At 43.2% G+C, this 26,169-nt stretch carries 23 protein-coding genes; 17 read left to right on the top strand and 6 right to left on the bottom strand.

Features of this window, described 5'->3' with window-relative positions; genetic code table 11:
* Positions 1 to 15: 15 nt before the first annotated feature.
* The 4 genes from IGK63_RS11315 (at position 16) to IGK63_RS11300 (ending at position 4,687) form a co-directional block, all read left to right on the top strand.
* Complete coding sequence (locus IGK63_RS11315) at positions 16 to 1,725, top strand: ABC transporter ATP-binding protein (protein WP_016613662.1); 1,710 nt, start codon at positions 16 to 18, stop codon at positions 1,723 to 1,725.
* Positions 1,715 to 2,545, top strand: coding sequence for an energy-coupling factor transporter transmembrane component T family protein (locus tag IGK63_RS11310; protein WP_005234547.1), 831 nt, complete (start codon positions 1,715 to 1,717; stop codon positions 2,543 to 2,545). Before IGK63_RS11315 ends, IGK63_RS11310 begins: the two co-directional genes overlap by 11 nt.
* 445 nt (positions 2,546 to 2,990) lie before the next feature.
* Positions 2,991 to 3,875 carry an ABC transporter ATP-binding protein gene (locus IGK63_RS11305; RefSeq protein ID WP_016613660.1) on the top strand — a complete coding sequence of 295 codons (885 nt, stop codon included), beginning with the start codon at positions 2,991 to 2,993 and terminating at the stop codon, positions 3,873 to 3,875.
* Positions 3,872 to 4,687 (top strand): ABC transporter permease subunit, encoded by an 816-nt coding sequence (locus IGK63_RS11300; protein ID WP_016613659.1) that lies wholly within the window; start codon positions 3,872 to 3,874, stop codon positions 4,685 to 4,687. The genes IGK63_RS11305 and IGK63_RS11300 overlap by 4 nt, the downstream gene beginning before the upstream one ends.
* A gap of 284 nt (positions 4,688 to 4,971) precedes the next feature.
* Here the strand turns inward: IGK63_RS11300 and ypfJ are convergent, their stop codons facing one another.
* Entirely contained in the window at positions 4,972 to 5,862 is an 891-nt protein-coding gene (gene ypfJ, locus IGK63_RS11295) for a KPN_02809 family neutral zinc metallopeptidase (protein WP_016613658.1), read from the bottom strand.
* Between the two features lie 201 nt (positions 5,863 to 6,063).
* On the opposite strand from ypfJ, the gene IGK63_RS11290 reads away from it, so the two are divergent.
* From IGK63_RS11290 to IGK63_RS11255, 8 genes are all read left to right on the top strand, one after another.
* The gene (locus IGK63_RS11290; protein ID WP_016613657.1) at positions 6,064 to 7,704 is read left to right on the top strand and encodes a BglG family transcription antiterminator; all 1,641 of its coding nucleotides are present in this window, start codon (positions 6,064 to 6,066) and stop codon (positions 7,702 to 7,704) included.
* Positions 7,701 to 8,129, top strand: coding sequence for a PTS sugar transporter subunit IIA (locus tag IGK63_RS11285; protein WP_016613656.1), 429 nt, complete (start codon positions 7,701 to 7,703; stop codon positions 8,127 to 8,129). The genes IGK63_RS11290 and IGK63_RS11285 overlap by 4 nt, the downstream gene beginning before the upstream one ends.
* A 12-nt stretch (positions 8,130 to 8,141) precedes the next feature.
* The gene (locus IGK63_RS11280; RefSeq protein ID WP_016613655.1) at positions 8,142 to 8,423 is read left to right on the top strand and encodes a PTS sugar transporter subunit IIB; all 282 of its coding nucleotides are present in this window, start codon (positions 8,142 to 8,144) and stop codon (positions 8,421 to 8,423) included.
* A gap of 2 nt (positions 8,424 to 8,425) precedes the next feature.
* Positions 8,426 to 9,676, top strand: a complete 1,251-nt coding sequence (locus IGK63_RS11275; RefSeq protein WP_005234555.1) for a PTS ascorbate transporter subunit IIC — start codon at positions 8,426 to 8,428, stop codon at positions 9,674 to 9,676.
* Positions 9,677 to 10,414 carry an SIS domain-containing protein gene (locus tag IGK63_RS11270; RefSeq protein WP_005234557.1) on the top strand — a complete coding sequence of 246 codons (738 nt, stop codon included), beginning with the start codon at positions 9,677 to 9,679 and terminating at the stop codon, positions 10,412 to 10,414.
* A gap of 399 nt (positions 10,415 to 10,813) precedes the next feature.
* Entirely contained in the window at positions 10,814 to 14,941 is a 4,128-nt protein-coding gene (locus IGK63_RS11265; RefSeq protein ID WP_429972502.1) for a S8 family serine peptidase, read from the top strand.
* A 132-nt stretch (positions 14,942 to 15,073) separates the two neighbouring features.
* Complete coding sequence (locus tag IGK63_RS11260) at positions 15,074 to 16,615, top strand: hypothetical protein (RefSeq protein WP_016613652.1); 1,542 nt, start codon at positions 15,074 to 15,076, stop codon at positions 16,613 to 16,615.
* A gap of 385 nt (positions 16,616 to 17,000) precedes the next feature.
* Positions 17,001 to 18,212 (top strand): hypothetical protein, encoded by a 1,212-nt coding sequence (locus IGK63_RS11255; RefSeq protein ID WP_258185755.1) that lies wholly within the window; start codon positions 17,001 to 17,003, stop codon positions 18,210 to 18,212.
* 351 nt (positions 18,213 to 18,563) lie between these two features.
* Here the strand turns inward: IGK63_RS11255 and IGK63_RS11250 are convergent, their stop codons facing one another.
* A complete protein-coding gene (locus IGK63_RS11250) occupies positions 18,564 to 19,403 on the bottom strand; it encodes an aldo/keto reductase (protein ID WP_016613649.1) in 840 nt (279 codons plus the stop codon).
* A gap of 128 nt (positions 19,404 to 19,531) precedes the next feature.
* Positions 19,532 to 20,359: a manganese catalase family protein gene (locus tag IGK63_RS11245; RefSeq protein WP_034872349.1), complete on the bottom strand. Its 828-nt coding sequence runs from the start codon at positions 20,357 to 20,359 to the stop codon at positions 19,532 to 19,534.
* A 186-nt stretch (positions 20,360 to 20,545) separates the two neighbouring features.
* Between IGK63_RS11245 and IGK63_RS11240 the strand changes: the two genes are divergently transcribed.
* On the top strand, positions 20,546 to 21,487 hold the full coding sequence (locus IGK63_RS11240; protein ID WP_429972501.1) for a magnesium transporter CorA family protein: 942 nt from the start codon (positions 20,546 to 20,548) through the stop codon (positions 21,485 to 21,487).
* A gap of 71 nt (positions 21,488 to 21,558) precedes the next feature.
* Here IGK63_RS11240 and IGK63_RS11235 read toward each other — a convergent pair whose 3' ends face one another.
* On the bottom strand, positions 21,559 to 21,747 hold the full coding sequence (locus tag IGK63_RS11235) for a hypothetical protein (RefSeq protein ID WP_034872345.1): 189 nt from the start codon (positions 21,745 to 21,747) through the stop codon (positions 21,559 to 21,561).
* Positions 21,748 to 21,760: 13 nt separating this feature from the next.
* Complete coding sequence (locus tag IGK63_RS11230) at positions 21,761 to 21,952, bottom strand: hypothetical protein (RefSeq protein WP_176462033.1); 192 nt, start codon at positions 21,950 to 21,952, stop codon at positions 21,761 to 21,763.
* A gap of 453 nt (positions 21,953 to 22,405) precedes the next feature.
* On the opposite strand from IGK63_RS11230, the gene IGK63_RS11225 reads away from it, so the two are divergent.
* The 3 genes from IGK63_RS11225 (at position 22,406) to IGK63_RS11215 (ending at position 24,349) form a co-directional block, all read left to right on the top strand.
* Positions 22,406 to 22,654, top strand: a complete 249-nt coding sequence (locus IGK63_RS11225) for a GlsB/YeaQ/YmgE family stress response membrane protein (RefSeq protein ID WP_005225422.1) — start codon at positions 22,406 to 22,408, stop codon at positions 22,652 to 22,654.
* A gap of 181 nt (positions 22,655 to 22,835) precedes the next feature.
* Positions 22,836 to 23,237: an Ohr family peroxiredoxin gene (locus IGK63_RS11220; RefSeq protein WP_005225423.1), complete on the top strand. Its 402-nt coding sequence runs from the start codon at positions 22,836 to 22,838 to the stop codon at positions 23,235 to 23,237.
* 77 nt (positions 23,238 to 23,314) lie between these two features.
* Positions 23,315 to 24,349 (top strand): hypothetical protein, encoded by a 1,035-nt coding sequence (locus tag IGK63_RS11215; RefSeq protein WP_016613645.1) that lies wholly within the window; start codon positions 23,315 to 23,317, stop codon positions 24,347 to 24,349.
* 60 nt (positions 24,350 to 24,409) lie between these two features.
* On the opposite strand, the gene IGK63_RS11210 is transcribed toward IGK63_RS11215, so the two are convergent.
* Entirely contained in the window at positions 24,410 to 24,754 is a 345-nt protein-coding gene (locus IGK63_RS11210; RefSeq protein ID WP_005234590.1) for a peptidase, read from the bottom strand.
* 292 nt (positions 24,755 to 25,046) lie between these two features.
* Between IGK63_RS11210 and pepA the strand changes: the two genes are divergently transcribed.
* Entirely contained in the window at positions 25,047 to 26,123 is a 1,077-nt protein-coding gene (gene pepA / locus IGK63_RS11205) for a glutamyl aminopeptidase (protein WP_034872382.1), read from the top strand.
* The last annotated feature ends 46 nt before the right edge of the window (positions 26,124 to 26,169 follow it).

The raw sequence follows: 26,169 nt of genomic DNA, 5'->3' as shown, positions 1-26,169 counted from the left end.
TGTGAAGTCTAAAAAATGAAACAAAAAATCATTCAATTTACGAATTTTTCTTTCCAATATGATGCACAAGCGGAACCGACCTTGAAAAACATCGATCTAACGATCTTTGAAGGAGAAAAAGTCCTGATCGTCGGTGCTAGCGGTTCTGGCAAAAGTACATTAGGAAAATGTTTGAACGGTTTGATCCCGCAAAATGACGAAGGTAGTAGTACCGGAGCATTGACGATCGGTACCAATGCCTTTGGGCAAGCTTCCATCTATGAGCTGTCTTTGACCGTTGGCACGGTGCTGCAAGACACCGATAGCCAATTTGTAGGTTTGACCGTAGCAGAAGATATCGTGTTTTCCTTGGAAAACGATCAGCGTAGTCAAGCTGTGATGCAGGAGACGCTGCGCGTTTGGGCAGAAAAGACCGACTTAATGGATCATTTGGCAAAAAAACCGCAGGAATTATCGGGTGGCCAAAAGCAGCGTGTTTCAATGGCAGGTGTTTTGATCGATGAAACACCGATTCTACTGTTTGATGAGCCCCTAGCCAACTTAGATCCGCAAACAGGTGTGGAAGCCATCAAAATGATCGACCAGCTGTATCAAGAGAAGCGTTTTACTACCATCATCATCGAACATCGCTTAGAAGAAGTGTTAGCCGCCGCTGTCGATCGCATCATCGTGATGGAAGAAGGCCGCATCATTGCCGACAGTACACCGAATGAACTATTAAAAACGGAAATGCTGCAGCAAGTCGGCATTCGTGAACCACTGTATTTAGCCGCCTTAAAAAAAGCGGGGGTTCCTGTGACCGATGCTGCTGATTTGGTCGCGGTAGAAGCATTTGCATCACCTGAGATTGCCGAAAAACTGACTAGGTTTCAAAAGGAATATCCGAAATCGGCACTTCCTAGCCAACAGCCGCCGTTGTTGGAAGCGAAGAATTTATCGTTTTCTTACCAAGTGGGCAAACCAATCTTGCAGGCACTGGATTTTACCATCCATCAAGGAGAAATGATTAGTTTGGTTGGGCATAATGGCGCAGGAAAATCGACCTTGTCCCATTTGATTACCGGCTTTTTGACACCGACTTCTGGCAAGTTGCTTTGGCAAGGAACAGACATGGGCAATGATTCCATCAAAGAACGAGCGCAAAAAATCGGGTATGTTTTGCAAAACAGCAATCAAATGCTGTCAAAAAACTTCCTGTTTGACGAAGTTGCCTTAGGCTTGCGCAACCGAAATGTCCCAGAGGCTGAAATCACAGAAAAAGTTCATCAGACCTTGAAAATTTGTGGTCTTTATCCGTTTCGCTCATGGCCATTGTCGGCACTAAGTCATGGGCAAAAACGCCGAGCCGCCATTGCAGCGATCCTCGTCTTAGATCCTGAACTCATTTTATTGGATGAGCCGACAGCGGGACAAGACTATCGCCATTACACCGAAATGATGCAATTTTTACAGGAGTTGAACCAGCGGGGATTAACGATTGTTATGATCACCCACGATATGCACCTGATGTTGGAGTATACACAGCGGACGATCGTTTTGACGCAAGGAACGATTTTGCTGGACGCACCGCCAGAAGTTGTTTTAGCAGACAAACAAGTGGTGAGTGCCGCGAACCTTAAAGAAACCAGCTTGTATACACTGGCGACCCTTAACCAGTTGACAGATCCCGCCGCTTTTACTGCCGCCTTCATTGCCAGCGAGAAGGAGGGACACGATGGAGAGTAATCTAATCGGCTATCTTGACCGCAAAACGTGGATCCACCAATTAAGCGGTGCCGCAAAACTGATTTGTTTTTTGCTGCTATCCGTTATCGGGATGATCTCTTATGATACGCGTTTTCTTATTGGACTGGCATTGTTTTCGGTCTTTCTATTTGCCAGTGCTGGAATTCGCTACCGAGATATCGCTTTTGTATTAAAATTTATCATCTTCTTTTCGATTTTGAATTTGGTGGCGGTCTATCTTTTCGCTCCAGAATACGGGGTGGAGATCTACGGGACGCGCCACGTGATTTTCGAAGGGATCGGTCGGTATACATTGACCCAAGAGCAAGTGTTTTATGAGTTGAATCTGTTGATCAAATATTTTGTCACGATTCCGCCAGGGTTGATTTTCCTGTTTACCACTAATCCAAGCGAGTTGGCGTCCAGTATCAACCGCATCGGGATTTCCTACAAGATCGCCTATGCAGTCGCACTGGCTTTGCGTTACATCCCTGATATTCAAGAGGATTTTCGAACCATTGCCAAAGCGCAGCAAGCACGGGGCGTGGAGCTTTCTAAAAAAGCACCTTTGCGCAAACGAGTGGCAGGCAATGTCGCGATCGCGATTCCTTTGATTTTTTCCAGCTTGGAACGGATCGACCATATTTCTGCTGCCATGGAGCTAAGAAGGTTTGGCAAGCATAAGCAGCGTACCTGGCTGAAAGCTAAGCCGATCCAAGGCAAAGATCTCTTGGCGATTGCTGTCGTTTGCTTGATCGTGGCGCTTGGATTGTTCTTGATGGTCCTTAATGGCGGACGCTTCTACAATCCGTTTCGTTAACAAATCAACACATGAAAACTTAAAAAAACGGACTCATTGTCAATAATGAAAGTGGGACGGATGAATCAACTCTGATTCATCCGGTCCCATAAATGATCGAGACAAAAAACGCAGGACAGTCAGTCAATTGACTTTAGCGAGTGCTACATTTGCTAAAGCCAGTTGCTGCTAGGTCTGCGTTTTTTTGCCGATAAAAAAAAGGAGCCCGCCAGCGGGGACTGGCGGGATAGGAGTAAAAATGAAAAAGTGTTAGGGTTGTTTGTTGGTATGTATTGATAATAGCGGGAAAATGTGAAAAATATCGGAAGAGAAAGAAATAGAAGTGTGTCAATCTGTTGATGATTTTCGTAAAACATTCCAGCGGAACCCTTTTAGATCTTTGATTGACGGAAACACGAAATAAGGCTACACTGATGGCATCAAAGCAGTACAAGGAGGGGACAGGATGGATGCCATTACGATCAACGGATTAAGCAAACAATACAACAAGAAGTACGCCATCGAGAATGTATCATTGCAAGTGGCAGAAGGAGAGATTTTTGGCTTTATCGGACCAAATGGTGCGGGAAAATCAACGACCATCAAAGTATTGTTGAATTTTATTAAACCGGATGCAGGGCATGCGGCGATTTTTGGACGAGATTGCCAACAAGCAGCCAAAGAAATCAAGACGTTTACTGGATATGTTTCCAGTGATGTACGGTTTTATTCAAAAATGACGACAGCAGAATTGCTGGCATTTACGGCAGATTTTCATCAAGTCAAGCAGCCAAAAAAAGAGATTCAGAATTTGATGGAGCTTTTTCAAATTGATCCAAACAAATCGATCGCAGAACTTTCTTTGGGCAACAAGAAAAAAGTCGGGCTTGCGAGCGCCTTGATTGCACAACCGAGAATGTTGATTTTAGATGAACCGACCAATGGCTTAGATCCCTTGATTCAAAAACGGCTGTTTGAAGAGCTCCTTAGAAGAAACAAACAGGGGATGACGATTTTTCTATCTAGCCATGATTTGCATGAAATTCAGACCTATGCCCATCGGACCGCCTTTATTCGTGAAGGACAGATCATCACCGTGAAAGAACTGAGTGAGGAAGAAAATTTCGGCAAAGTTGTAACGCTCACGAATGAGGGGAGCCTCTCATTAGCCGGCTTGGAAAACGTGCAAGTTCTTGCTCAGGAATCACACAGCTTGCGTTTTTTCTATCAAGGGGACATGAATCAGCTGGCACATTTTTTAACCAATCCTGCCATTAAAGAGTTCACGATCGAACACCCAACCCTTGAACAGCAATTTATGCTGCTCTATGAAGGAGGTTCTCAAAAATGACTTTAATGAAAATCGACCTTAAAAATACCTTCAAAGGCTGGCTGGTCTGGACGATCCTTTTTGCAGCAATCATTTTTGCATTTACGGCTATCTATCCTCAAATGATCACGCCAGAAATGAAAACGTCCTTAGAACAGATGTTGGGCTCTTTCAGCCCAGAATTACTAGGCATCTTTAACATCCAACTGACAGGACCCTCAAGCTTGGTTTCACCGACAGGCTTTTTCGGGTACTACTTTCAATACTTATTTATCGCCGCGTGTATTTATGGGATGCTTTTAGGCTTGAACAGTCTGATCACTGAAGAATCAGAAGGAACGATCGAGTATTTATATGCTCAGCCTATTAGCCGCAGAGAAATCGCTGGGTGGAAGTTCCTCGCCCGATTGTTGCTGCTGACTGGCTTTTGGCTGATTGCCTATGGCAGTAGTCTGGCCTCGTTTGCTCTATTCAAACTACCAGGAGACGACCTGTCCTCTTTTATAGAAGAAATCAGCAAAATCTTCGTTGCCGAGTATGGTGTCTTAGTCTTCTTCCTCTGTCTAGGTTTCTTTTTATCCACGATCTTGCGTTCCAGCAAACAAACCGCAAGTGTCGGCTTAGGCTGCGTGTTCGGTCTGTATTTGCTCGGCATCGTGGGGGAACTCTACGATAAATTGGAATGGCTGGCAGGACTTTCGCCTGTGCGGATGGCATTACCCGTCCAACTCATGGATAACGGCGCCACATCAATCCTATGGGTACTGCTGATCGGTGTATTGTGTTTCTTTGGCACCTTTTACCGTTACGAGCGCAAAGACTTGCAGGTCTGAGCACTACAATCAAAAGACAAAAAAGAGCCTGTCAGCGGGGACTGACAGGCAAAGGAGTAAAAATGAAAAAGTGTTAGGGTTGTTTGTTGGTATGCTTATATAATAGTCTCGAAATGTGAAAAAAGTATGACGAAGCAGGCACGTTTTTGCGAAAAAATCGTTGCGAAAGTTAAGAAAGCCTAAAGTGCCCCTTCACCAAAAGGCTTGAAGGGACACCCAGAACCTAAAAACACTCCGAAGCAGCAGGCGGTTCATGCTGTTACGGAGTGTTTTTTTAGTTGAAGCTACTTGCTCAAATCAAGGCTATCGACATTAAAGGTGTCGCCATGTGCTAAGTCACCATAACGATAGCCACGGTTAAACCAGTCCACGCGCTGCTGCGATGTGCCGTGCGTAAAACTATCTGGAACAACATAGCCTTGGTATTCTTTTTGCAGCGTATCATCCCCGATGGCATTGGCAGCCGTGATCGCTTCTTGAATATCGCCAGCTTCTAAAATCGGCTGTCCTTGATAGGTTTCGCCTTGCAAATATTTCGCAAAGGTACCAGCTAAGTAGTCAGCTTGCAACTCCAAGCGAACGCTGTACTGGTTGTACTCCTTCTCTGAAACTTGCTGGCGGATTTTTTCCAATTGTTGGGTGATCCCCAGCTCATTTTGCACATGATGACCGACTTCATGGGCGATGACATAGGCCATTGCAAAGTCGCCGCTTGCGCCATATTTATCAGAAAGCTCATTGGCAAAACTCAGATCAAGGTACACATTCTCATCTGCTGGGCAATAAAACGGACCAACCTGTGACGTGGCATATCCGCATGCCGACTGGACACTTCCCGTAAATAATACGAGTGTTGGGTCTTGATAGGTTTCTTGCCGCTCTTGAAAAACGTCTTGCCAGTAATCTTCTAAATAGCCGAACACGACTGCGGAAAACTCTTTTTCTTCCGTGTACTCACTGGTGCCCACATTTTCTGTCTGGTAATTGGCTGCTTGTCCGCTGCCACCCAAGACATCCGGCAGCGAATTTAAATCACCACCGCTAAACAGGAAAAATAAAACAGCGATGATCACCGTACCGATCCCGCCACCAGCAGCCAACATCCCACCTGAGCCAGATGATCGCCCCGTTCGATCATCGACATTGCTGCTTTGTCTACCCCCACGCCATTTCATGTTATCTCCTCCTATATAAATCCTAGCTTAATTATAAGAGAAAGGCGGCAGATTGTGAAAAAAAGCGCCTTGAAATTGTTATAAAATGCCTTCAGGAGCCTTAAAAATCAAAGTGTACACTCCTTTTAATCATTCTTTAATCTAACAATTAGCCTTCTAATTTGGTACAGTAGCAATAAAATAGATGTAGAGGGTGAGCGTATGAAAATGAATTATTCGGGGACATCGGAACGAAGGATTTTGATTTTTAAACGGTTGATTGCTGGCGAGCACCTCAGCTATCAGCAGTTAGCAGAGGATTATTTCGTTTCCCGCAGCAGCATTGCTAAAGATATTTCTTATTTAAAAGAGCTGTTTCAAAAAGAAAGCTTACGTCTGAGATTTGATAATTCAGGTACATTTTTTGAAGGAAGTGAATCCCAGATCCATCGAGTGCTCAAACGCTTTTGCTTAATGATGCTGGATCAACCAGCGGCGTTTTCCTTGTTGGTGGAACCTGCGAAATACCAGGAAGTAAATCAGGCCTTTCGTCGAGCATTAGTGGAAAAACAAGTAGAAATGCCCGACAGCTATATCCAAAGTATCGTCCTTTCCATCGTGCTGCTGATCGAGCGGGCGAGTCATGCGGAAAGCTTAGTGATTGAAGAAAACCGCCAAGTGGGGAAGCTGTTTTTGGAGTTCGACAAATATCCGTTAGTCTATGAGCTACTGAAAGAAATCGAAGAACAACACATTTATCAATTTTCACCAAAAGAAGTGCAATATCTAACCTACCTGATTGTCGGTAGCGGCTTGAAATTTTTTATGAAAAGTGAAAAAGTTCCTTTTGTCTTTCGGGGAAAAGTGCGTAACTTGATTCAAAAGATCAGCGAAGGCTTAGGCACCGACTTGACCCAAGACAATCGTTTGGAAGAAGATGTGACGATCCATCTGTATCAACTACTGCTGCGGATCGAAGCGCAAACCACAGTCATCAACCCTTTGTTAGAAGAAATCAAACAAAACTATCCTGCCTTGTATGGCGTGGTCTGGTTCTCGCTTCATGATTTCTTGAAAGCGTATCAAGTGGGGATCTCTGATGATGAGATCGGATTTGTCACGATCCATTTTCAAGCAGCAATCGAGCGAATGCGTCGCATGAACAAAATCATTTTTGTCTGTCCCAATGGTGTCGGCACTAGCTCATTTGTCTCTGCGAAAATTCGTCGCATTCTGCCTGAAATCGACAGTATCGAAACCGTTTCAGTAGAAAAATTAAAGCAGATGGACATCTCGGTGATCGATTTTATTATTTCAACCATCGATCTCGTCGGGATTCAAAAACCTGTGGTGCGGATCTCGCCTATGGTGACTAATCGCGACATGAAGCGGATCATGAATCACTACATCGATTTAGTCATCGATAATGAGGCGGTGGTCGATCAAAATGGTTTACTTCTTCAAGCCCAATCGATGATCCAGCCAACCGTCTTTTTCGAGCGATTTGCCAGTAAAACAGAAGCCATCAATTTTTTGGTCGAACAAACCCCTTTTAGTGATGAAAAACGAAAAGCGCAGTTTCGGCAATCCGTCATTGAAAGAGAGCAGCTACAATCAACCTATTTAGATAATGGCTTTGCCATCCCTCATGGCAATCCGAATTATGTCGAAAAAACAGCGATCTCGATCCTGCTTTTGGATCAGCCAGTAGAATGGGTCAACCAAAAAGCCGACATCATTATTTTATTGATGATCCGAGAGGATGAGACGCAAAAGGTGGAACCAATGATGAAATTGATCATGCAAGGAATCGAAAACAAAGAATGGTTCCTATCAAAAATGTTGGAGGTTAAATCAGAATGAAAGTGAAGGATTATTTGCCTGAGAAGCATATACAGACGGATGAGACAGTGGCAGATTGGCGCTCAGCTGTAAAATTAGCCAGTCAGCCCTTGCTGGATGAAGCGCTGATCACGTCAGCTTACATCGAAGCGATGATTCAAAGCGTGGAAGAAAATGGTCCTTACATGGTGTTGGCGGATTACTTTGCGCTGATGCATGCCCGTCCTGGAGAAGGGGTTTTGGAGCAAAGTATGAGCCTTTTAGTAACGAAACAGCCCATCGATCTTGAGGGCAAACCGGTGCGGATATTTCTTGTCTTAGCCGCCGCAGATAGTGAAAGCCATCTAGAAAGCTTGAAAGAGATCATGGCGATCTTTATGGATGAAGAAAAATACAACGTGATATTAAACGGCGATCGGGAACAAATTTGTCAATTATTCCAATAGGAGGAAAAGGATATGAAAATTTTAGCAGTATGTGGATTTGGTGTAGGAAGCTCAATGGTATTGAAGATGACGATCGATAAGGTGATCAAAGAGTTAGGGTTGACGGCAACTGCCGAGAATACTGATTTATCAACGGCAAAAGCGACACCAGCAGATGTTTATTTTACGAGTAATGAATTATTGAATGAGTTAAAAGGATCCGTGAAAGCACCCGTTTATCCAATCAAAAAGTATATGGATAAAGAAGAAGTCAAACAGCAAATGGAAAAATTTTTAGCTGAAAGAGAGGGATAATCATGAATTTTGTCACGGATTATATTTTAAAAAATCCGCCAGTCCTATTGGGGATCATTGCCATGATTGGGTTATTGGTACAAAGAAAGCCCTTCGCAGAAGTCGTCAAAGGAACCTTAACAGCTTCCTTCGGGATGGTGGCATTGACGGCTGGGGTAAACATGTTGGTGGGAACGATCGCACCGATCAATGCTGCGGTTCAAACCCAATTAGGCGTTGCTGTGTCAGATGGACTCTCTGACATCACCTTTACGGCAGAATACGGCGGAACAGTTGGTTTAGCGATGTTTTTCGGCCTGATCATTCATCTATTGATTGCTCGCTTTACACCTGTGAAGACGATTTTCCTCACCGGTCACATGTTGTGGTGGTTCCCATTCGTCATCGTCGCTGGGGGCGTTGAAGGCGGACTTACCGGAATCCCACTGTTGATCTTAGGGGCGGTTCTATCTGCTTGTTACTGGTCCTTCATGCCATGGATCATGCGTAAATATGTGTGGGATGCCACAGGCGATGATTCATTCTTGATCGGTCATCCAACGGGGATCTTGTCATTGGTTTCAGGCTTTGTTGCAAAACGGGTCGGAAACAAAGAAAAATCGACGGAAGATTTGAAAGTGCCAGAAAATCTATCGTTTTTCCGTGAAATATCGATTACTGGCGCGTTAGTGATGTTTTTGATGAATATCGTTATCGGTCTGATTGCGCCCGTATTAGTTCCTGAAGGGGGCAACTTGGTGATGTTTGCGGTTGATGCTGGCTTGAACTTCGGTGCAGGACTATTGATCATGTTGTATGGGGTACGTCTATTGATCAACCAAATCATTCCCGCCTTTCAAGGGATCGCAGAAAAAGTCGTTCCTGGAGCAAAACCAGCTTTTGATGTGCCCATCTTGTTCAACTATCGTCCAAATGCTGTAATCATCGGCTTTATCGTGGCGATGATCACCTCAACGATTTTAGTGGTCATTGCCAATACGACCAACGTCTTTGGCATTTTGATCGTTCCTTTAGTCATCACCAGCTTCTTTGAATGTGGCGGTGCTGCGGTGATTGGCGAAGGACAAGGGGGCTTGCGAGGGGCCATTATTGGTACGATCACAGCTTCTGTCGTTATGGTAGCACTCGTTGGGATCTCTGCAGCGTTATTCTCAACGACGATTCAAAACTGGATCTTGATTTTCGGTGGGAACGATTTATCTTTATGGGGCATCCTTGGTGAATTGATCGGCAAGCTGTTTGGAGGGTTTTAAATGTTTCAATACTTTGAAAAAGCAAAAGAACTATTGTCTATTGTAGAAGAAAAAGAAGCACCAGCGATTGAGCAAGCCATTGAATTACTGACGCAAGCCAACTTGACCAAAAAAGCCATCTACATTTTTGGCGCTAGTCACGCTGGGATCTTAGCCGAAGAGATGTATTATCGAGCAGGCGGCATGATGACGATCAACGCGATCTTTGGAAGAGAACTGATGCTTGATCGCAGCCCAATCACCTTCACTAGTAAAATGGAGCGCTTAGAAGGCTACGGTAGTGCCTTGGCGGCGACCCAGCCCTTTACAGCAGGCGATGTGCTGATCTTGCATTCGGTGTCTGGGCGAAATCCAGTTATCATCGATATGGCGCTTCATGCCAAAGAAAAAGGGGTCAAGATCATCGCATTAACGAACCTTACCTATTCGAAAACAGTCAGCAGCCGTCATACATCAGGCTTGCGTTTGTTTGAAACGGCGGATATCGTCATCGACAATCATGGGGAGATTGGCGATGCTGCGTGTACGATTCCAGACGTAGAACAAAAAGTCGGACCTACATCCACCGTAGTCGGCGCAACGATCTTAAATGCGATCATCGTTGAAGTTTGCCAAAAACTAAAAGAAGCCGGTGTCGACTATCCGCCGATTTTTTACTCAGCGAATCTAGACGGCGGGGATGAATTGAACCAGTCCCTGTTTGAAAAGTACCAAGAAGCGATCCATTATCAGCTGTAAGTCAAGAGTTAGTCGTTCCTTAGCGAAATAAGACGGTCAAAGAAACCATTCAAGACATTTTCTCCTTGCGAGAGAATGTCTTTTTTTGCTTACTTGTTAGAAAAGGGCCGGAGCATAGGGATGAAAAAGCGATTCAAGCAAAGAAGGCTTAAACTGGAATTATGTATTTTTACTTAATAATGGTCTTTAAAAATAAAATTATATAAAATGCTAGCTAAAATATGAATAAAATACTACAAAAACGATTGTTGTTTAACTTCCCGCTCGGTATAATTAGCTTGGAAGCTACAGCAAGACAACAAATAATGAATAAAAAATCTACAAACCGTTGATTAGAAAGGAGCAGCTTATGGAGTAGGTAGTGGGTATCGATTTTTCGATAAGAAGGAGAGGAAGAATATGAAAAAAGAAAAGAGAATGTTAGGTGATAAAAGTTATTGTGAAGAAACAGACAAGCGAAGGAGTCGGAAACTACATAAGTATCTGCTTGTCGGACTGATCGTTGTCCTTGTACTTAATCTATTTCCATTTGGTCGTTATGCTGACAATGTGGTAGAAGCCGTTACTTCTACAGAACAAAAGCAAAATAGTGAAGATGGTATCGAATATACAGAGATTCATTCAGCAGAAGAATTAGATACCTTAATACGTAAGGAACTAAACGGTAATTTTAAGCTAGTTAAGGACATTGATCTATCCGACTATCGTTCTAATACAAATATTGCGAATCAAGGATGGCTACCGATCCCAAACTTTACGGGTGTGTTCAATGGTAATGGCCATACGATCAGTGGGTTGCGGATAAATCGAACAGGTAGTAGTTTTTTAGGTTTATTTGGTTCAGTCAATGGAGCGACAATCAAAAATGTGACCGTTGCACTTGGTGGGGATATCCTAGGATCTTCCGCTGTTGGTGTCATTGCAGGGCGAACGACGCATGTAACAAACAATGGTGCCGTTTTAGAAAACAATCAGGTGATTGGCAACGGGCATACAGTTAGAGCCACGGCGCTGCTTGGGTATGCCGGCGGGCTGATTGGTTATTCTGGAGATAATACACGACTGGAAAACAATCAGGTAGAACATATCAATGTCCTGACAAATAGCGTTAGCAATTACGCCGGAGGACTTGTCGGTGCTGCTCGTAACTCTTCATTATTCGATAATGCAATCAATCGTGCCAAGGTAGAGGCGTATTCCTATGCTGGAGGGATAGCTGGGGTTACTTATGGATACTCTGCTCAGGCGCACAGCAATGGCACATTAGTAACGAAAAACATTGTCGATACTGAAAGCAGCGTACAGGGAAGAGGCTCCTATGCCGGAGGGGCATTTGGGGCAATTTATGAAGGCAGTGAAGTGCGGCAAACACTGACGCATGCGAAAGTAGTCGGCAAAGGGGCCTACAATGGCGGCTTTGCTGGAGTTATTTACGATCGTTCAACGGTTGACCAGTCTGCGGCTTATGGTTCTGTCGAGGCTGTGCGCTATACAGGTGGCTTTGTCGGAGCGTTGTATAACTCGGCCTCTGTAAGTAATTCTTACGCACGAGGAGCAGTGACTGGAACAACCGAACTAGGTGGCTTTGTTGGTACATTCTATGATTCAGCGATCATTGAAAACAGCTATGCAGCGAATACGATCCATACGGATGAAAGAAATCAAGAGCGTGCAGGTGCTTTTGCCGGTCAACATCTTGGCACACGGCAACAATATGCAGGGACGAATTATTTTGATCAGCAAATAGCTGGTATCGCACAAAATTTAAGTAATGCAGGCGGCGAGCAAACGAGTGGTGCTAGACCTCAAGGAAAAGATACGCAAGAATTTTCACAGTCAGGGACATTCGATGGGTGGGACTTTGAAGATACTTGGATCATTGATAAGGGCTATCCAGTATTTCAATTTTCCTATAAAGAACCTGACATTCCAAAGGAGATCGAAGAACCCATGATCATTGTTCATACAGCGTTTCCAGAAGGAGAAGTCACTGTCCCATTCATTGACATTGAGTATACAGCAACCCCAACAATAGGCAATGAGATTATAGAAGTCTATGTGAAGATCAACGGTAATTTTGATAGTTATTTGTATCTGAAAGGCGGGAATGGTATTACGCCCAAGGGTGAGTTGGGCACAGGGAGAGTCTTTTTCCGACCGATACAAGGAGAAAATCATATTGAGGTCGTGGCTTTTGATAGTAGTGGTGTGACAGGAAGTTATAAAGTTGATCAACCTGTGAAAGTGGTGGAACATCCTGTTCCAGATTCACCAAAACCAGAAGAAATTAGTACGGAGTTCTTTTGGGAAGATGAACGCACCTTTGTGAATAATCGCTTCCAGTTATGGCTTACAGGAGCTACCGTTGAGGAAAGAAAAAATGTGACGCCAGAGCTGATTGAAGAAGCACTTGCTTCCATTGATGCCACTTTATTGATCGAACCTGATTGGCTCGGTCAGCTTACTGTTCAAGTGAAAGAAAGTACGGCAGAAGAGCTGATTGAAATGATTGAAGATGTGATAGAAAATTTCCCAGAAGTCTTTGAAGATGGCAATCTTGATACATTAGATGATGCATCAATCAACGAAGTCACCCCTGTGGAAACACTGAGCAATAAGGAATATTTTCCTGACGATCCTTGGTGGAATAACGGTGAATGGGGGCTACGTGCGATTAATTTACCCGAAGCATGGGCGTTATTTGGCACACATGAAAGGGAGAATGTCAAAGTAGGGATTATTGATGATGGTGTTTGGGGGAAGCATGAGGACCTACAGATACCAGCTGGAAATATTGAAAATGATCCAAACGCTAAAACAAATACGGAACTATTTACAGCCGATCATGGTACGCATGTTATGGGAACGATCGGAGCCATTCAAGATAATCAACTAGGAGTCAGTGGAGTGATTAATATTTCACGGCAGAATCTTCTTAGTTATAATTCGTTTGATGGAATAGCTACAAATAGAAACACGGGTAAAAAATTTTTATCAACCAGTGCTAATGCTCAATTAAGTGGTTTAAAATGGAATGTCGAAAATGGGGCTCAAGTTGTAAACGTGAGTCTTGGTGGTAGCGGATTTCAATTTCCGCAATTGGGACTTTTTAATATTTTCATTAGGAAAACTCAACGATTAGTTGATGAGAACTATGAGTTTGTCATTGTTCATGCTGCAGGAAACAATGCGATTGATGCTAGATATGGGCAATCCTTTTCTAATATTGGAGAAAATCATGCATTAAGAGAACGAATTATAACAGTCGGAGCAACGACTAATGTGAATAATAGAATTCGGATGGCTAGTTTCTCTAATTATGGAACAATTGTAGATGTTGTTGCACCAGGGCATGATATAAAAAGTGCTTCATCGGTTAGCAAGGACTTATATGTTAATAAGAACGGTACTTCCATGGCAGCACCTCATGTTACTGGTCTTGCCGCTCTTGTATGGTCGGAAAACCCAGGTCTTTCTGGTGCTCAAGTTAAGGGGGTTATTACTCAGTCTGCGATACGCTCTGGTTTAAAAGACACAGAAACCAGACCAAATACTCCTGAAATGACCTATTATCAAGTAAGTGCTTTTGCGGCTTTAAAGCAAGCTCGTGGTGTAGATCCGGACAGGGATACGGTTCTGATTCGAGGGAAAGTCAGACAAGAATCTACCGGTTACTTATTAGAAAATGCTCGCGTTCATTTGTATCAGAATAATAAACTATTAGAACAAACATGGACGAATTCATTGGGTGAATTTCGTTTCTTCAATCAACCACCCGGTCATGATTATCGAATCACAGTTCATTACCCATGGCATATTGCTGCAAGAATCAATAATTTTTCTGTTCCAGAGGGTATCAAAGAAAGAGATGTTGGGACAGTTGTTCTACATGATTCCTCTTATGTAGGAATTGACACTGTCTTTTTATTAGATGATTCTGGCAGTATCAGCGCGAATAATTTTAGGCAGATGACTAATGAAGTACAGGCATTATTTTTAAATGAAGATGCTTTTACGAGTGACGATCGGATTAGCTTGTTTACCTTTAATTCTAGAGTAAATCGACATTTCTCATTTTTAAATCCTTTACTTGCAGCTGAACGGCTTCCTAGGCAAGTTGGCGGTAGTACTGCATTAAACCAAGCAATTGCGCAAGGTAACCAAGAATTTGAACAGTATGGACGAAAAAACGCAAAAAAAGTAATGGTTGTTCTTACAGATGGACACAATAATATTTCAGGTCCCCCAGAGGCAGAATTGATTCAACAGGCTAAAGAAAACGATGTAACAATCTTTTCTATAGGGGTGGGGAATAATCTAAATCAACGCTTTCTCGAAAATATTGCAAAAGAAACAGATGGTGAATTCTTCCACATCTCTAACTTCCAACAATTAGCAGAAATTTTTGAAAAAATTCGTTACGAGCTATTTGATGAAAATATTCAAAAGCTGCAAATCGAACTCTCAGAAACTAGTGCTCAAAATCTTCAGACGACCAATGTGGAGTCTGAACGTTTAGCAGCATAAGGTTCTTTTTAAGGAACATGAATTTGTTGTTCATCAAATGGTTATCAATTAGTTTTTTTACTAGTGAAAAATAATCATTTGATGAACATTTTTCATAAACTTCGAAAACCTCAGATGTAAGGAGTGAATTGAATGCAATCAGATCAACGCATAGCCGCAATGAGTAAGAAAGAGGCTGATAGAGCAAATCCTTTATGTATCATTCTTTGTATTTTATTAATTTGTTTCACCATCTGTCACTTTTTAGTTTTACCTGTAAAAGCAGCCGAAGTTTCAGATACTGATTCAATTCAGATAGAAGGCACCTTAGCGGCCATCCTCAACAGCGAAAGAATTAATCCAGAACCCACAGAGCCGCTCACTGAACCATTGCTGGAAATCGTCACGGAACTTCCGAATTCAGAATTGATGGTTCCTTTTTTAGAATTGATTTATGCGGTCACACCAAGCGAAGGGCAAACGTTAGAAGAAGTCTATGTCAATGTGAACGGCGAATACGATCAGCACTTGTATCAAAAAAAAGCGGGAGAACCTGAAGTTACAGAGCGAACATTCGGTGAAGCTCGTCTCTTTCTTTCTACCGATGAACAGGAGAGCCGATTTGAATTAGTCGCCGTCGATAGCAGTAACAGAAGGACTTATTATCCCATAGAGCAGTCATTTTGGTTATCGGAAAATCCCGAACCGCCGTTGCCGACTATTGCCGACATATCAATACTTGATCGTTATGAAGGAAAGATAGCTTTTGTACATAATCGTCTCCATCTCCAATATAATGACGAGATACTTACAGGAATAAACGAGCAAAACGGCGAAACGAGTTTAGATCAGCTGTTGGATGAACTTTCTTACTATGACATGGAGTTGATTGCTGGACCAGACAAGAATGAGAGAGTAACGATTCAGTTAAAGCAAACTCCTTATAGAGAGCTTAATAGATTTATTTATGATTTAGAAACATTTACTTCTGGTATTGTTACCGATGGAGAAATTGAAGAGATGACTTTAGCTGAGGTGGACCAGTTACCCAAAACAGCAGCACCTGTCGATCGCTCGGTTGAGTTTAAACGGCATATGTTAAAAATCGGTTGGGTACCGGGCTTGTTTTTCCGAAGGTATCAGGACAACGTGGTAGGTTTCAAGCTGCATGAAGAAACCATTTTTTTAAATCCCGAGTCGTTTCCTGAAACTTATCTCAGTAAGAAACTGATAAATGAAAAAATCGACGAAGCTGTTGCAGCGATTGACGGCATTCGTTTAGAAGAAAATCGACTTTCTTATCCTTATGTGCAAATAGCTGTAAGAGGAAATACACCAAGGAATTTAGTGAAGAAAGGGCAGCAACTACTGACGAATTATCCCGAAGTCTTTTCAAAAGGGTATGTAATAATCAGAGGAAGGCAAAATATTTATGGCTATACTACCACAGCCGAATACAAACGACGATGGCGTGTTAGGAGTAATTTTGAAGAACGAAACTACCCTATCCGGGCAATCATCAACCCGAATGGCACAGTTTCTTCGTTAATGGATATAGGTTGGCACGGCGTGACTGTTAGCATGGCGTTAGTGATAGGATTTGGTTCTATCGGCTTTATTGTATTTATATGTGAACTTTTTGCTTGTCAAAGGGCAGAAAAACGAAAAAGGAATAGGCAATCAGGTAGAAACTGATACCCGTTTGTCATTCTTAAATTCTAATAGAATTCTGTTACCTCCAAAGAAGAAAGGAGCAAAGTGAATGCAATCCGCTGCGCAAATAAATTCAAACGACGAGAAAGGCATTAAAAACCTCTTTCGCAACCATAAAATCTTTAGTCTGTGTTTCTTTGCTCTTACCATCTATCATATGTCCAGTTGGCAAGTATTAGCAGCCGAAGAACCAACCGACCAGTCCCAAGGCGTCTTAGCCGACATCCTCAACAGCGAAAGGATTACCCCAGAACCCACAGAGCCACTCACTGAACCATTGCTGGAAATTGTCACAGAGCTACCCGATTCAGAACTAATGATTCCCTTCTTTGAATTGATTTATGCGGTAACACCAAGTGAGGGGGAAATGCTGAAAGAAGTCTATGTCAATGTGAATGGCGAATACGATCGGCATTTGTATCAAAGAGCGATGGGGGAGCCAAAGGTCACAGAGCGGAAATTTGGCGAAGCACGACTTTTTATTTCTGAAAATCAACAAAAAAGCCGATTTGAATTGGTCGCCGTCGATAGCAGTAACAAAAGGACTTACTATCCCATAGAACAGTCATTTTGGTTATCCGAAAATCCCGAACCACCATCGCCGACTATCGCTGATGTAACGACGGAAGAGTATTTCGATGAAGAAGTGACCTTCATTAACAATCGGATCCAGTTTCAACTGGATAGGAAGCGCTTTAATCAAGAATTCGGGTCAAACCATGAAACGGTTTTAGACAAATTGCTTTATGAACTTTCATATTTTGGTGGTGAACTTCTATCCGGTCCAGATAAAAATGATTTTGCAACAATTCGTTTGAAGGGAACTTCTTATGAAGAGCTTGAAAGGATTATACAGAAGTCAATCTCAGAATCCTATGGATTTATCGCTGATGGAAAGATCCAAGAGATAGATTTAGCCACATCAGACTTATTGCCTAGTGAGGAAGAACCTGTCAACCGCTCCTTTGAGTTAAAACCTGAAATGGTGCGAGTTGGTTTTGTTCCTGGATTGTTTTTGAGAAGGTACCAAAACAATGTGTTGAGCTTTCAATTGCATGAAGAAACATCTTTTTTGAATGCTGAAACGTTTCCAGAGACTTACCTTAGTAAAAAACTGATTGAAAATAAGATTGATGAAACAATTACAGCAATAGATGGGATTCGATTGGAAAGAAATCCTTCTAGTTATTCTCTTTTCCGCGTAAAGGTTGCTGATGGGACACCTAGAGAATTGATAAAAAAAGCCCAAAAACTATTGGCAGAGCACCCCAACATTTTTGCAGAAGCACGTTTAGCTATATTGGCAGACATAAAAACACCACGTTATGACACAATTCCTGAATACGAAAGAAAACCTCTTGATAGGCGATTAAATCACTTAGAACAACAAATATACCAATTTTGGGGAAGCATTAATGAAAATGGCACAGTTTCTTCAATGGCAGATATGGGCTTGAGAGGGCTGCCGACTATCGTGAAACTACTAGGAGGTGCCGGTCTATTTTGTGGCATTCTGAGTTTCGCCATCTTCATTTACCGAAAAAGACCTCCTCGCAAGAAACACGAATTTTGGGGATAATGTTCACTGATGGGCATGTGGAAATTCCTTTCAAGCTGAAGGAGAACGGGGGGAACGTTGTTGTCTTTAAGTGTCGAAACAGTGAAGGACAACCTTCTTTCAAGAAACCGACATTCGATTAAAAGCTGTGATGAACGCCTAGCTGAGGCTTGTCGCCTTTAAGAAAATCGAACTGCTAGCAAGGAAATTTCTGCCAAAAAGAATATTTTGATCTTACGACTTTGATCCAGGCAAAGCTAACCACTGGAGCCTTGGTTACATAAAAAACCTCTCAAAAGCAGCTGGTCGCTGATTTTTGAGAGGTTTTGTCTACCAAGAGATAGCTATGGTGTTTTTTCCAGTTGAAATTGTTTATTCAAATTCTTCATACTCATTTGGGTCTTGACCATCGATGCGGCCGTCTGCTTTGTTTAACTGATTGATTTGATTGATTTCATCTTCAGTCAGTTCAAAGTCGAAGATCGCAAGATTTTCTCGTTGATGGGCGAGGTTTCTTGATTTAGGTAGGGGCAAAATGCCACGTTCCACATGCCAGCGCAAGATGATTTGACCAGCTGATTTTTGGTATTTCTCAGCTAATTCAGTGATCAGTGGCTCTTTCAGGGCATCGCTGCCGCGGCCTAATGGGCTCCAAGCTTCCGTTACGATGCCGCGTTTTTTGTTCTCTGTAACCATTCGTTCTTGGACCCAGTAAGGATGGATCTCAATTTGATTTAGCGCAGGGGTCACACCAGTTGCTTCAATGATGGCATCCAAATGTTCTGGCTCGAAATTGGAAACGCCGATGGAACGGATCAAACCTAATTTCTGGGCGGTCACTAAGGCTTGCCAAGCTTCGACATATTTGCCGCGTTTTGGTAATGGCCAGTGGATCAAAAAGGCATCGAAGTAGTTGAGTCCCATGCGAGCAAGGGATTCTTGAATGCTGGTTAAGGCATCATCATAGCCATGGTATTTTCCCGGTAATTTTGAGGTGATATAAAATTCTGAACGTGGGATACCAGAGCGACGGATCGCTTTGCCGACAATGCCTTCATTGTCATAATTGGTTGAAGAATCGATCAATCGATACCCGTCAGCGATCGCTGCTTGCAGCTGGCTCAACCCTTCGCCACCGCGGATCTGATAGGTACCGATGCCCACGGCGGGGCGTAAATTGCCGTCGTTTAATGTCAGTAAAGGTGCTTTCATAAAATGATTCCTCCTTTTCTTTACATTCTACTCTAACGCTTTTTTGCCAGGAACGTAACCAACTTGCTCAAACAAAGAAAAAAGAGCAACGGTTTCTGTTTCAGAAACAATTGCTCTTTTTGATTAAATTATTTTTCAGGCGGTGTGCCATACATTTTTGGTGTGACTTGATCGAGTTTTGGCGCTTTTCCTTCGATCTTTGGTTCGTCTAGCCATTGGTATTCGCCTTCACCATCAAGGGCTTTGCCTTTCGCCCAAGAGCCTTCTTTACTTTGGTCGCCTTCTGAGAAGTTATAGAAATCATAAGCGATATCTAAGCGTTCGTTTTTGCGGTCAAAGGTAGTCGGCACTAAAATCGAGCCTTCATTTTCTTCCAATTCTTTCACGGCAGCTGCCCAAAGATTTTGGTGGTAGCTATCACGCGCTAATAAGACCGAAAGTAAGTCTTTGACCCCACGGTCATCGATCATTTCATAGATGCGTGCTACTTGCAGACGTCCTTGTGATTCTGCATTTAAGTTGGCACGGAAATCAGCAAGCAAGTTGCCACTAGCAATGATATACGCACCTGACCATGGATTGCCGACGCTATCAGCAGGACGTGGTCCTAAGCCGGCAACGATGGCATGTTGCGGGTTCATTCCGGAAATGATCGCACCGATCGTTGGGTCTTTTTTCATGGCAGCTTCCTGATCTTCCACAGGTGCACCTTCCAGCAGACGTGCAACCATCGTTGCTAACATTTCAACGTGTCCAAGCTCTTCAGTAGCGATATCCATCAACATATCTTTGTATTTTTCTTCCCCACGGCAGCTCCATCCTTGGAATAAGTATTGCATGGCAACACTCATCTCTCCATATTGTCCACCGATTAATTCTTGAAGGTATTTCGCAACTAACGGATTTGGTTTTTCTGGTTTAGCTTCAAACTGTAGTTCTTTTTGATGACGAAACATACTATTCCTCCTAAAATTTTTTATTGGGCCCATAAAAAGTTTCTCATGAATCGAAAGGTTCGTCTAATAAAATGCACTTAGTTCAAAATGAAAAAAGCTCCAAAAAGAAAAGCCATTTACTTTGACAAAAAGCGAGAAGCGTTAGATAGTTAAATTAAGAGAGAATTAGAAAAGGAGCGAGTCACCATGTTTCAGTATTACAAAATGGACGACCGAAAAATAAGGGAATCCTCGGGGGAAGATTACAATTGGCTGGTGGTTTCTGGGACAGATCCAGAGGAACAACGCCACTTGTTAGATAAGTATCAACTGCCCGAAGATATTTTTATTGGAGCCAACGAACCGGAAGAAGTCTCACGTTTGGAATACTTACGTAACACTAAGTTAAATCATCCGATTCTTTATACCTTGATCGATTTGTCAGAAGTGACAAAAGACCGCATCGAAGATCGTTTAGAACCGGTGACGTTTATTTATACCAAAGATCTTTTAATCACTTATGTCTCTCATCAATCTACACTGATTAAACGCCTGATTGAAAAGCATGAGCAAGATATTCAACGGTATGAAGATATTGTTGCCTACTCGACGCTGATGATCTACACCCATTACATCAAAGGTCTGCAGGAAATGAAGAAACAGATCGATGCACTAGATGAAGCAGCTCGTAAAACGACGGAAAACAACGAATTGTTTAATTTAGCCGATACCGAACGAGACATGGTCTATCTGGATCACACCTTACGGGATCAGAACCATACCGTCGATCGTTTGATGGATCGCAAAGAATTTTTGGATCGTTTGGATAATGAAGCACTCGTTTATGACATTAAGCTACGACAGAAGTTTGCCATGAAAATGGTCACTATCTATCGCGACTTGTTAGAAACCATTGGTGGCTTGTTCTCCGATATGATGGACAACAATCTAAACCATCTGATGAAATACTTAGATTCTGCGGCATTGGTGGTGGCTGTGCCGTCCTTGATCGCGGGGCTATGGGGGATCAACACTGGGGGACTGCCAGGAAAAGACAATGCCATCGGTACGATCATTGTCTTTGGTTTGGCTATTTTAGTTGGGATATTAACCGCCATTTACTTGTCACGGAAAGACTTTTCAAAATAAAAAGCGCCGCTGCTCTGTGGCACCGTTCATCCATAAAAGGAGAATGGTGCGACGAAGCAGTTGGCATTTTTTTATTTTAACCCGCTGTCCAAATTGCTGTCGAGAGTCCAGCGCTGAAAGGCGAGAAAGACCAGCAGCAAAGGCAAAACAGAAATTACCGAGGCAGCAATCAAAATCGTCCAATGGATATTTTCCGCGCCCACCAAGCTGCGGTTCGCCACTTGCAAGGTGTATTTTTTCGGATTATTCAAGACGATCAAGGGCCAGATATAATCATTCCATCGCTACTGGAAGGAGAAGATCTCCAGTGTCATAATGATTGGTCGGGCAATCGGCAGCATGGTGATGGCGATGATAGAGGAAGAAAAAAATGGCATCGTATTTTGTAAGCGCATAGCTGCAGTCGGCACTGACTAGAATCCTCAATAAATCCGCGTAAGGCAAATCAGGAACTTCTACAGTCACACCGTTTTTTCTGAGTATTTTCCCGTCATTTTCAAATAAGTACCGCTTTCGCTGGGAGCTCTGGAAGCAAACATGGGAATCTGCGAAGATATTTCCAATCGGCAACGATCGAAACGTCCCCTAATGAAAAATAGCTGAAGTGCTGAAAAGATAGCTGTCCTAAAACGCACTGAGGAGTAAAAAGTGCCAATTATCTGACAAAATGAGAGTGGCTCTCCCTCAGTTTAGCGAAGAAGATGCAAAATAAAAAATAAAGCGATTTCAAAAAATGCACGAATATTAAAAAAAACGAATTAAAGCTCTTACAACGATAATTAAGAAGTACTGGTAAACGTTAATATAACAAGGTTTGAAATTTTTTTTGCAAATTGAGTGCAAATCTTTTGTCTAAAACGGGGATTAAGCGTAACATAATATGTGTAATAACTACTTAAAAGAAAGAAGGAGAAAAATATGCATTGGTTATGGGTATTAATCGTAGGAGCTATTATCGGTTTGATCGCCGGAGCTATCACAAATAAAGGTGGATCAATGGGTTGGATCGCCAACATCGTTGCAGGTTTAGTAGGTTCAGCTATTGGACAAGCAATCTTAGGTTCTTGGGGTCCATCACTTGCTGGAATGGCAATCGTCCCATCAATTATTGGTGCGGTTATTGTAGTTGCTGTTGTTTCATTCTTCTTAGGACGTTCAAACGGCTAGTCCATTCAGCAATTGTTTCCATTCATTTATTTCGGGTAGTAATTACCTCGAATAGACAGGCAAATCCAGATTTTTCTGGGTTTGCCTTTTTTGTTTTTAAGGAAGCATAAGCAATCCTTTTGTCATATCGGGAAATTGTCGTTACACTTGAAGTAGGTCAAAAAAGAAAGGAAGAGGTTCAATGAAAAAGCAATATGAAACAGCGATGATCAATCGAGGCGGTCGTGTCGGAGAGGTCGAAGCACCAAATGGCAGTTTTCACCTGAAAATTGACAAACCGGGTCTTCACAGTGAGGGCACAAACCCAGAACAATTATTTGCCGCTGGCTATGCTTCTTGTTTCAACGGTGCCGTACAGCATATGCTGAAAGAGCATAACATCGAATCCGAATCCGAAGTTAAAGCAAGAGTGTCTTTGTATCAGCATGAGGACGGCAGTTACCAAATCGGCGTGATTTTAGAAGTGTCGTTACCAGGCGTTGAAAAAGCCGAGGCAGAGAAAATCGCAGAAGAAGCCCATGATTTTTGTCCGTATTCTCGGGCAACTCGTGGCAACATTGATGTCGAAGTACAAGTAGTCTAAGCATTATTGCAGCTAGACAAACAATAAGCGGCTGATGAATCAGCCGACAAGAGGGAATTCATCAAGGAGGCCAATCAATGAGACAAACAGAGATCTTGCTGCTTTTGGGCGTGTTTGTGGTTGGCCTTTTTGTGGTGTACTGGCTGAAAAAGCATCGACATGCGGGCCACAATCAAGCACTGGCAGCTCAGCTGAAGCGTTATCCCAGCGTGCGGAAAGCGTGGTTGGCAGCCGGGGCAAAAAGGGAAGCAGTCCTTTTGGTTCCTGGTTTAAAAAAAGCTACTGCCGCAGTTGCAACGACGGCAACGGCGAAAGCAGAAACGAGGCTGTACAAGCATGCGGATCAGTGTCAGGCAATGACCCCACAAGGGTTGGCCGTTTCGGAGGACTATTTGTTCCTCTCTGCGTACTGTTCGCAGCAGGAACATCACTCACAGCTTTATATAATAGAAAGAACGAGCGGACGGCATCTGAAAACGGTGGTTCTGCCAAAACGCCCCCATGTCGGCGGATTAGTCTTTGATCGAGCAACGCAAGTGCTGTGGCTAACCATCACTGGGAAAGGAATGGGACGAGTGGCGTGTGTTTCTTTGCAGACACTGCTGGAAGATGATTCCTTGGCAACCAGTCAGCCGATCGCTTATCAGCAAGTCATCGAATTGGCAGGCATCACTCACAGCTCCTATTTGGCAGCCGATAGCGGTGAACTTGTCTCAGGGACCTTTGCCTTGAAAAACGGTGGCGTGGTGGCGAATTATCCGCTGCCTGTTCTTTCAGACAGCGGTCGCAAAGCATCTCCTCGCATCAAGCCGCGAAAGAGAAGGGTCACCACCACGAAAGTCCAAAGTATCGCCTTTACCACTGAATACTTGTTGTTGGCACGTTCCTTTGGACCAGGGTCGGCTGAGTTATGGGTCTTTTCAAAGGATGCAACGGTGCTGACCCGCAAACATGCGTTGCGGCGCATCAAGTTTCCCCATTACCTTGAACAGATCGTGGTAGAAAAAGGGCAGCTGTACTGCTTGTTTGAAAGTGGGGCATGGGCGTATCGGCAAAAAGGCGGCAGCATCGATGAAGTCGTGGTATTGGACCTTGCGACCTTACTTCAGTAAGATAACTGCTTAAAAAGAAAAAAGACCAGCCTCTTAAGAAGCTGGTCGTAAGTGCAGTAATTATTCCACGATTGCTCGTTGGATATCTAAGACGGTGCCGGTATGAGCATCTGCCAAAAATTCATAGGTGACAAGCTGTCCGTCTTCGGTGCGGGTGATGCCGCCAGTATATCCTTGGGAAGTGATCGCAAATTTGCGCAAAGGTTGTTTTTCGAAATTGATCCAAGAACCTTCGATCGGTCCTTCTTTGATAAACGCCGCTTTTATATTGTCTAAGACATCATCGGCATTCATGGCTTGCCTTTTCTTCAACCAGATCGTTGAAAAAATCCCTCCTGCAAAGCCAAGACCTAAACCGATGGTCAGTCCATTTTTAAAATAATGCAATGGATGCTCATTCTCCATCTAATGTCCCTCCTATAGTAAGTTTTCCCGAATGTTGTGATCTCGGTGAAAGCACAGGTTCTCTTAACAATAGTTTACCATAGTTTAGAAATATTCTATAAGAAAAATAACCAACAATAGAAATTTGCGCTATAATAAAGAATATCAGTAGGAATAAGGAGGAAGAGAGCACATCCGTTGTTTCACCCGAAAATTGCTAGAAAACACAGCAACAGCAAGCGTTGCTTTTTCAAAAAAAGCAGCTTTGTTTCTTCGGGGCAGCAAACAACTGATACGTGTTTCTCGAATGATCATGGAAGAAAAAACATTTCAACGTATCAAAGAACTAACGGAGTTACAAGGAACCAGCGGGTTTGAACACGACGTGCGAGCGTATATGCGTGAAGCGATGACTCCATTGGTAGATGAAATCCAACAAGATGGCTTAGGCGGCATCTTCGGTTTGCGTCACCACCAAGAAGCAGATGCACCACGAGTGATGTTAGCTGCTCACATGGACGAAGTTGGTTTCTTATTGACGACGATCACCGATCGCGGCTTATTCAAAGTCACTCCTTTAGGTGGATGGAACCCTTATGTGGTATCTGCTCAACGGTTTACATTGAAAACAGCGAAGGGCGATTACCCATGTGTTTCTTCTTCAGTACCGCCACATTTGTTGCGAGGAAGCAGCGGTCAAAAAAATGTCGAAGTGACAGATATTTTGTTTGATGCTGGTTTTGAATCAAAAGAAGAAGCAGAAAGCTTTGGCGTACGTCCTGGCGATACGATCGTCCCACAAGTGGAAACCATCAAAACAGCCAATGGGAAAAACATCATCTCGAAAGCTTGGGACAACCGTTACGGCTGTGCGGTCGTATTAGAAGCACTTGAAGCCTTGAAAGAGGAAACATTAGGCCATACGTTGATTGCTGGTGCCAACGTTCAGGAAGAAGTCGGCTTACGGGGTTCTCGTCCGTCTGTGACGAAATTCAAACCAGACTTGTTCTTTGCAGTAGATTGCTCGCCAGCGGATGACACAGTCACGAAAAATGGCACCTTTGGTCATCTAGGAGCCGGGACTTTGATGCGAATCTATGATCCAGGCATGATCATGTTGCCACGGATGAAAGAATTCTTGTTGGATACAGCAGAAAGCAACAACATTCCTTACCAATACTTTGTTTCAAAAGGTGGTACCGATGCTGGTGCAGCACACATGGCAAATGAAGGGATCCCAAGTTCTGTCATCGGTGTTCCTGGACGGTACATCCATACCCACCAAACCCTATTCAGTATCGCTGATTTTGAAGCGGCACGGGAAATGGTGATTCAAGTCTTGAAAGGATTGGATCGTTCAACCGTTGATACGATCTTAGCAGGACAATAAGCGAGAACGAACGAAAGCAAAGAGACAGCCACCCGTTGTCTCTTTT

This window comes from Enterococcus sp. AZ040, assembly GCF_050499185.1.
In the GTDB taxonomy this organism is placed as follows: domain Bacteria; phylum Bacillota; class Bacilli; order Lactobacillales; family Enterococcaceae; genus Enterococcus_D; species Enterococcus_D entomosocium.
The sequence above is the reverse complement of the archived record's forward strand: the minus strand, read 5'-3'. Positions and strand labels throughout refer to the sequence as shown.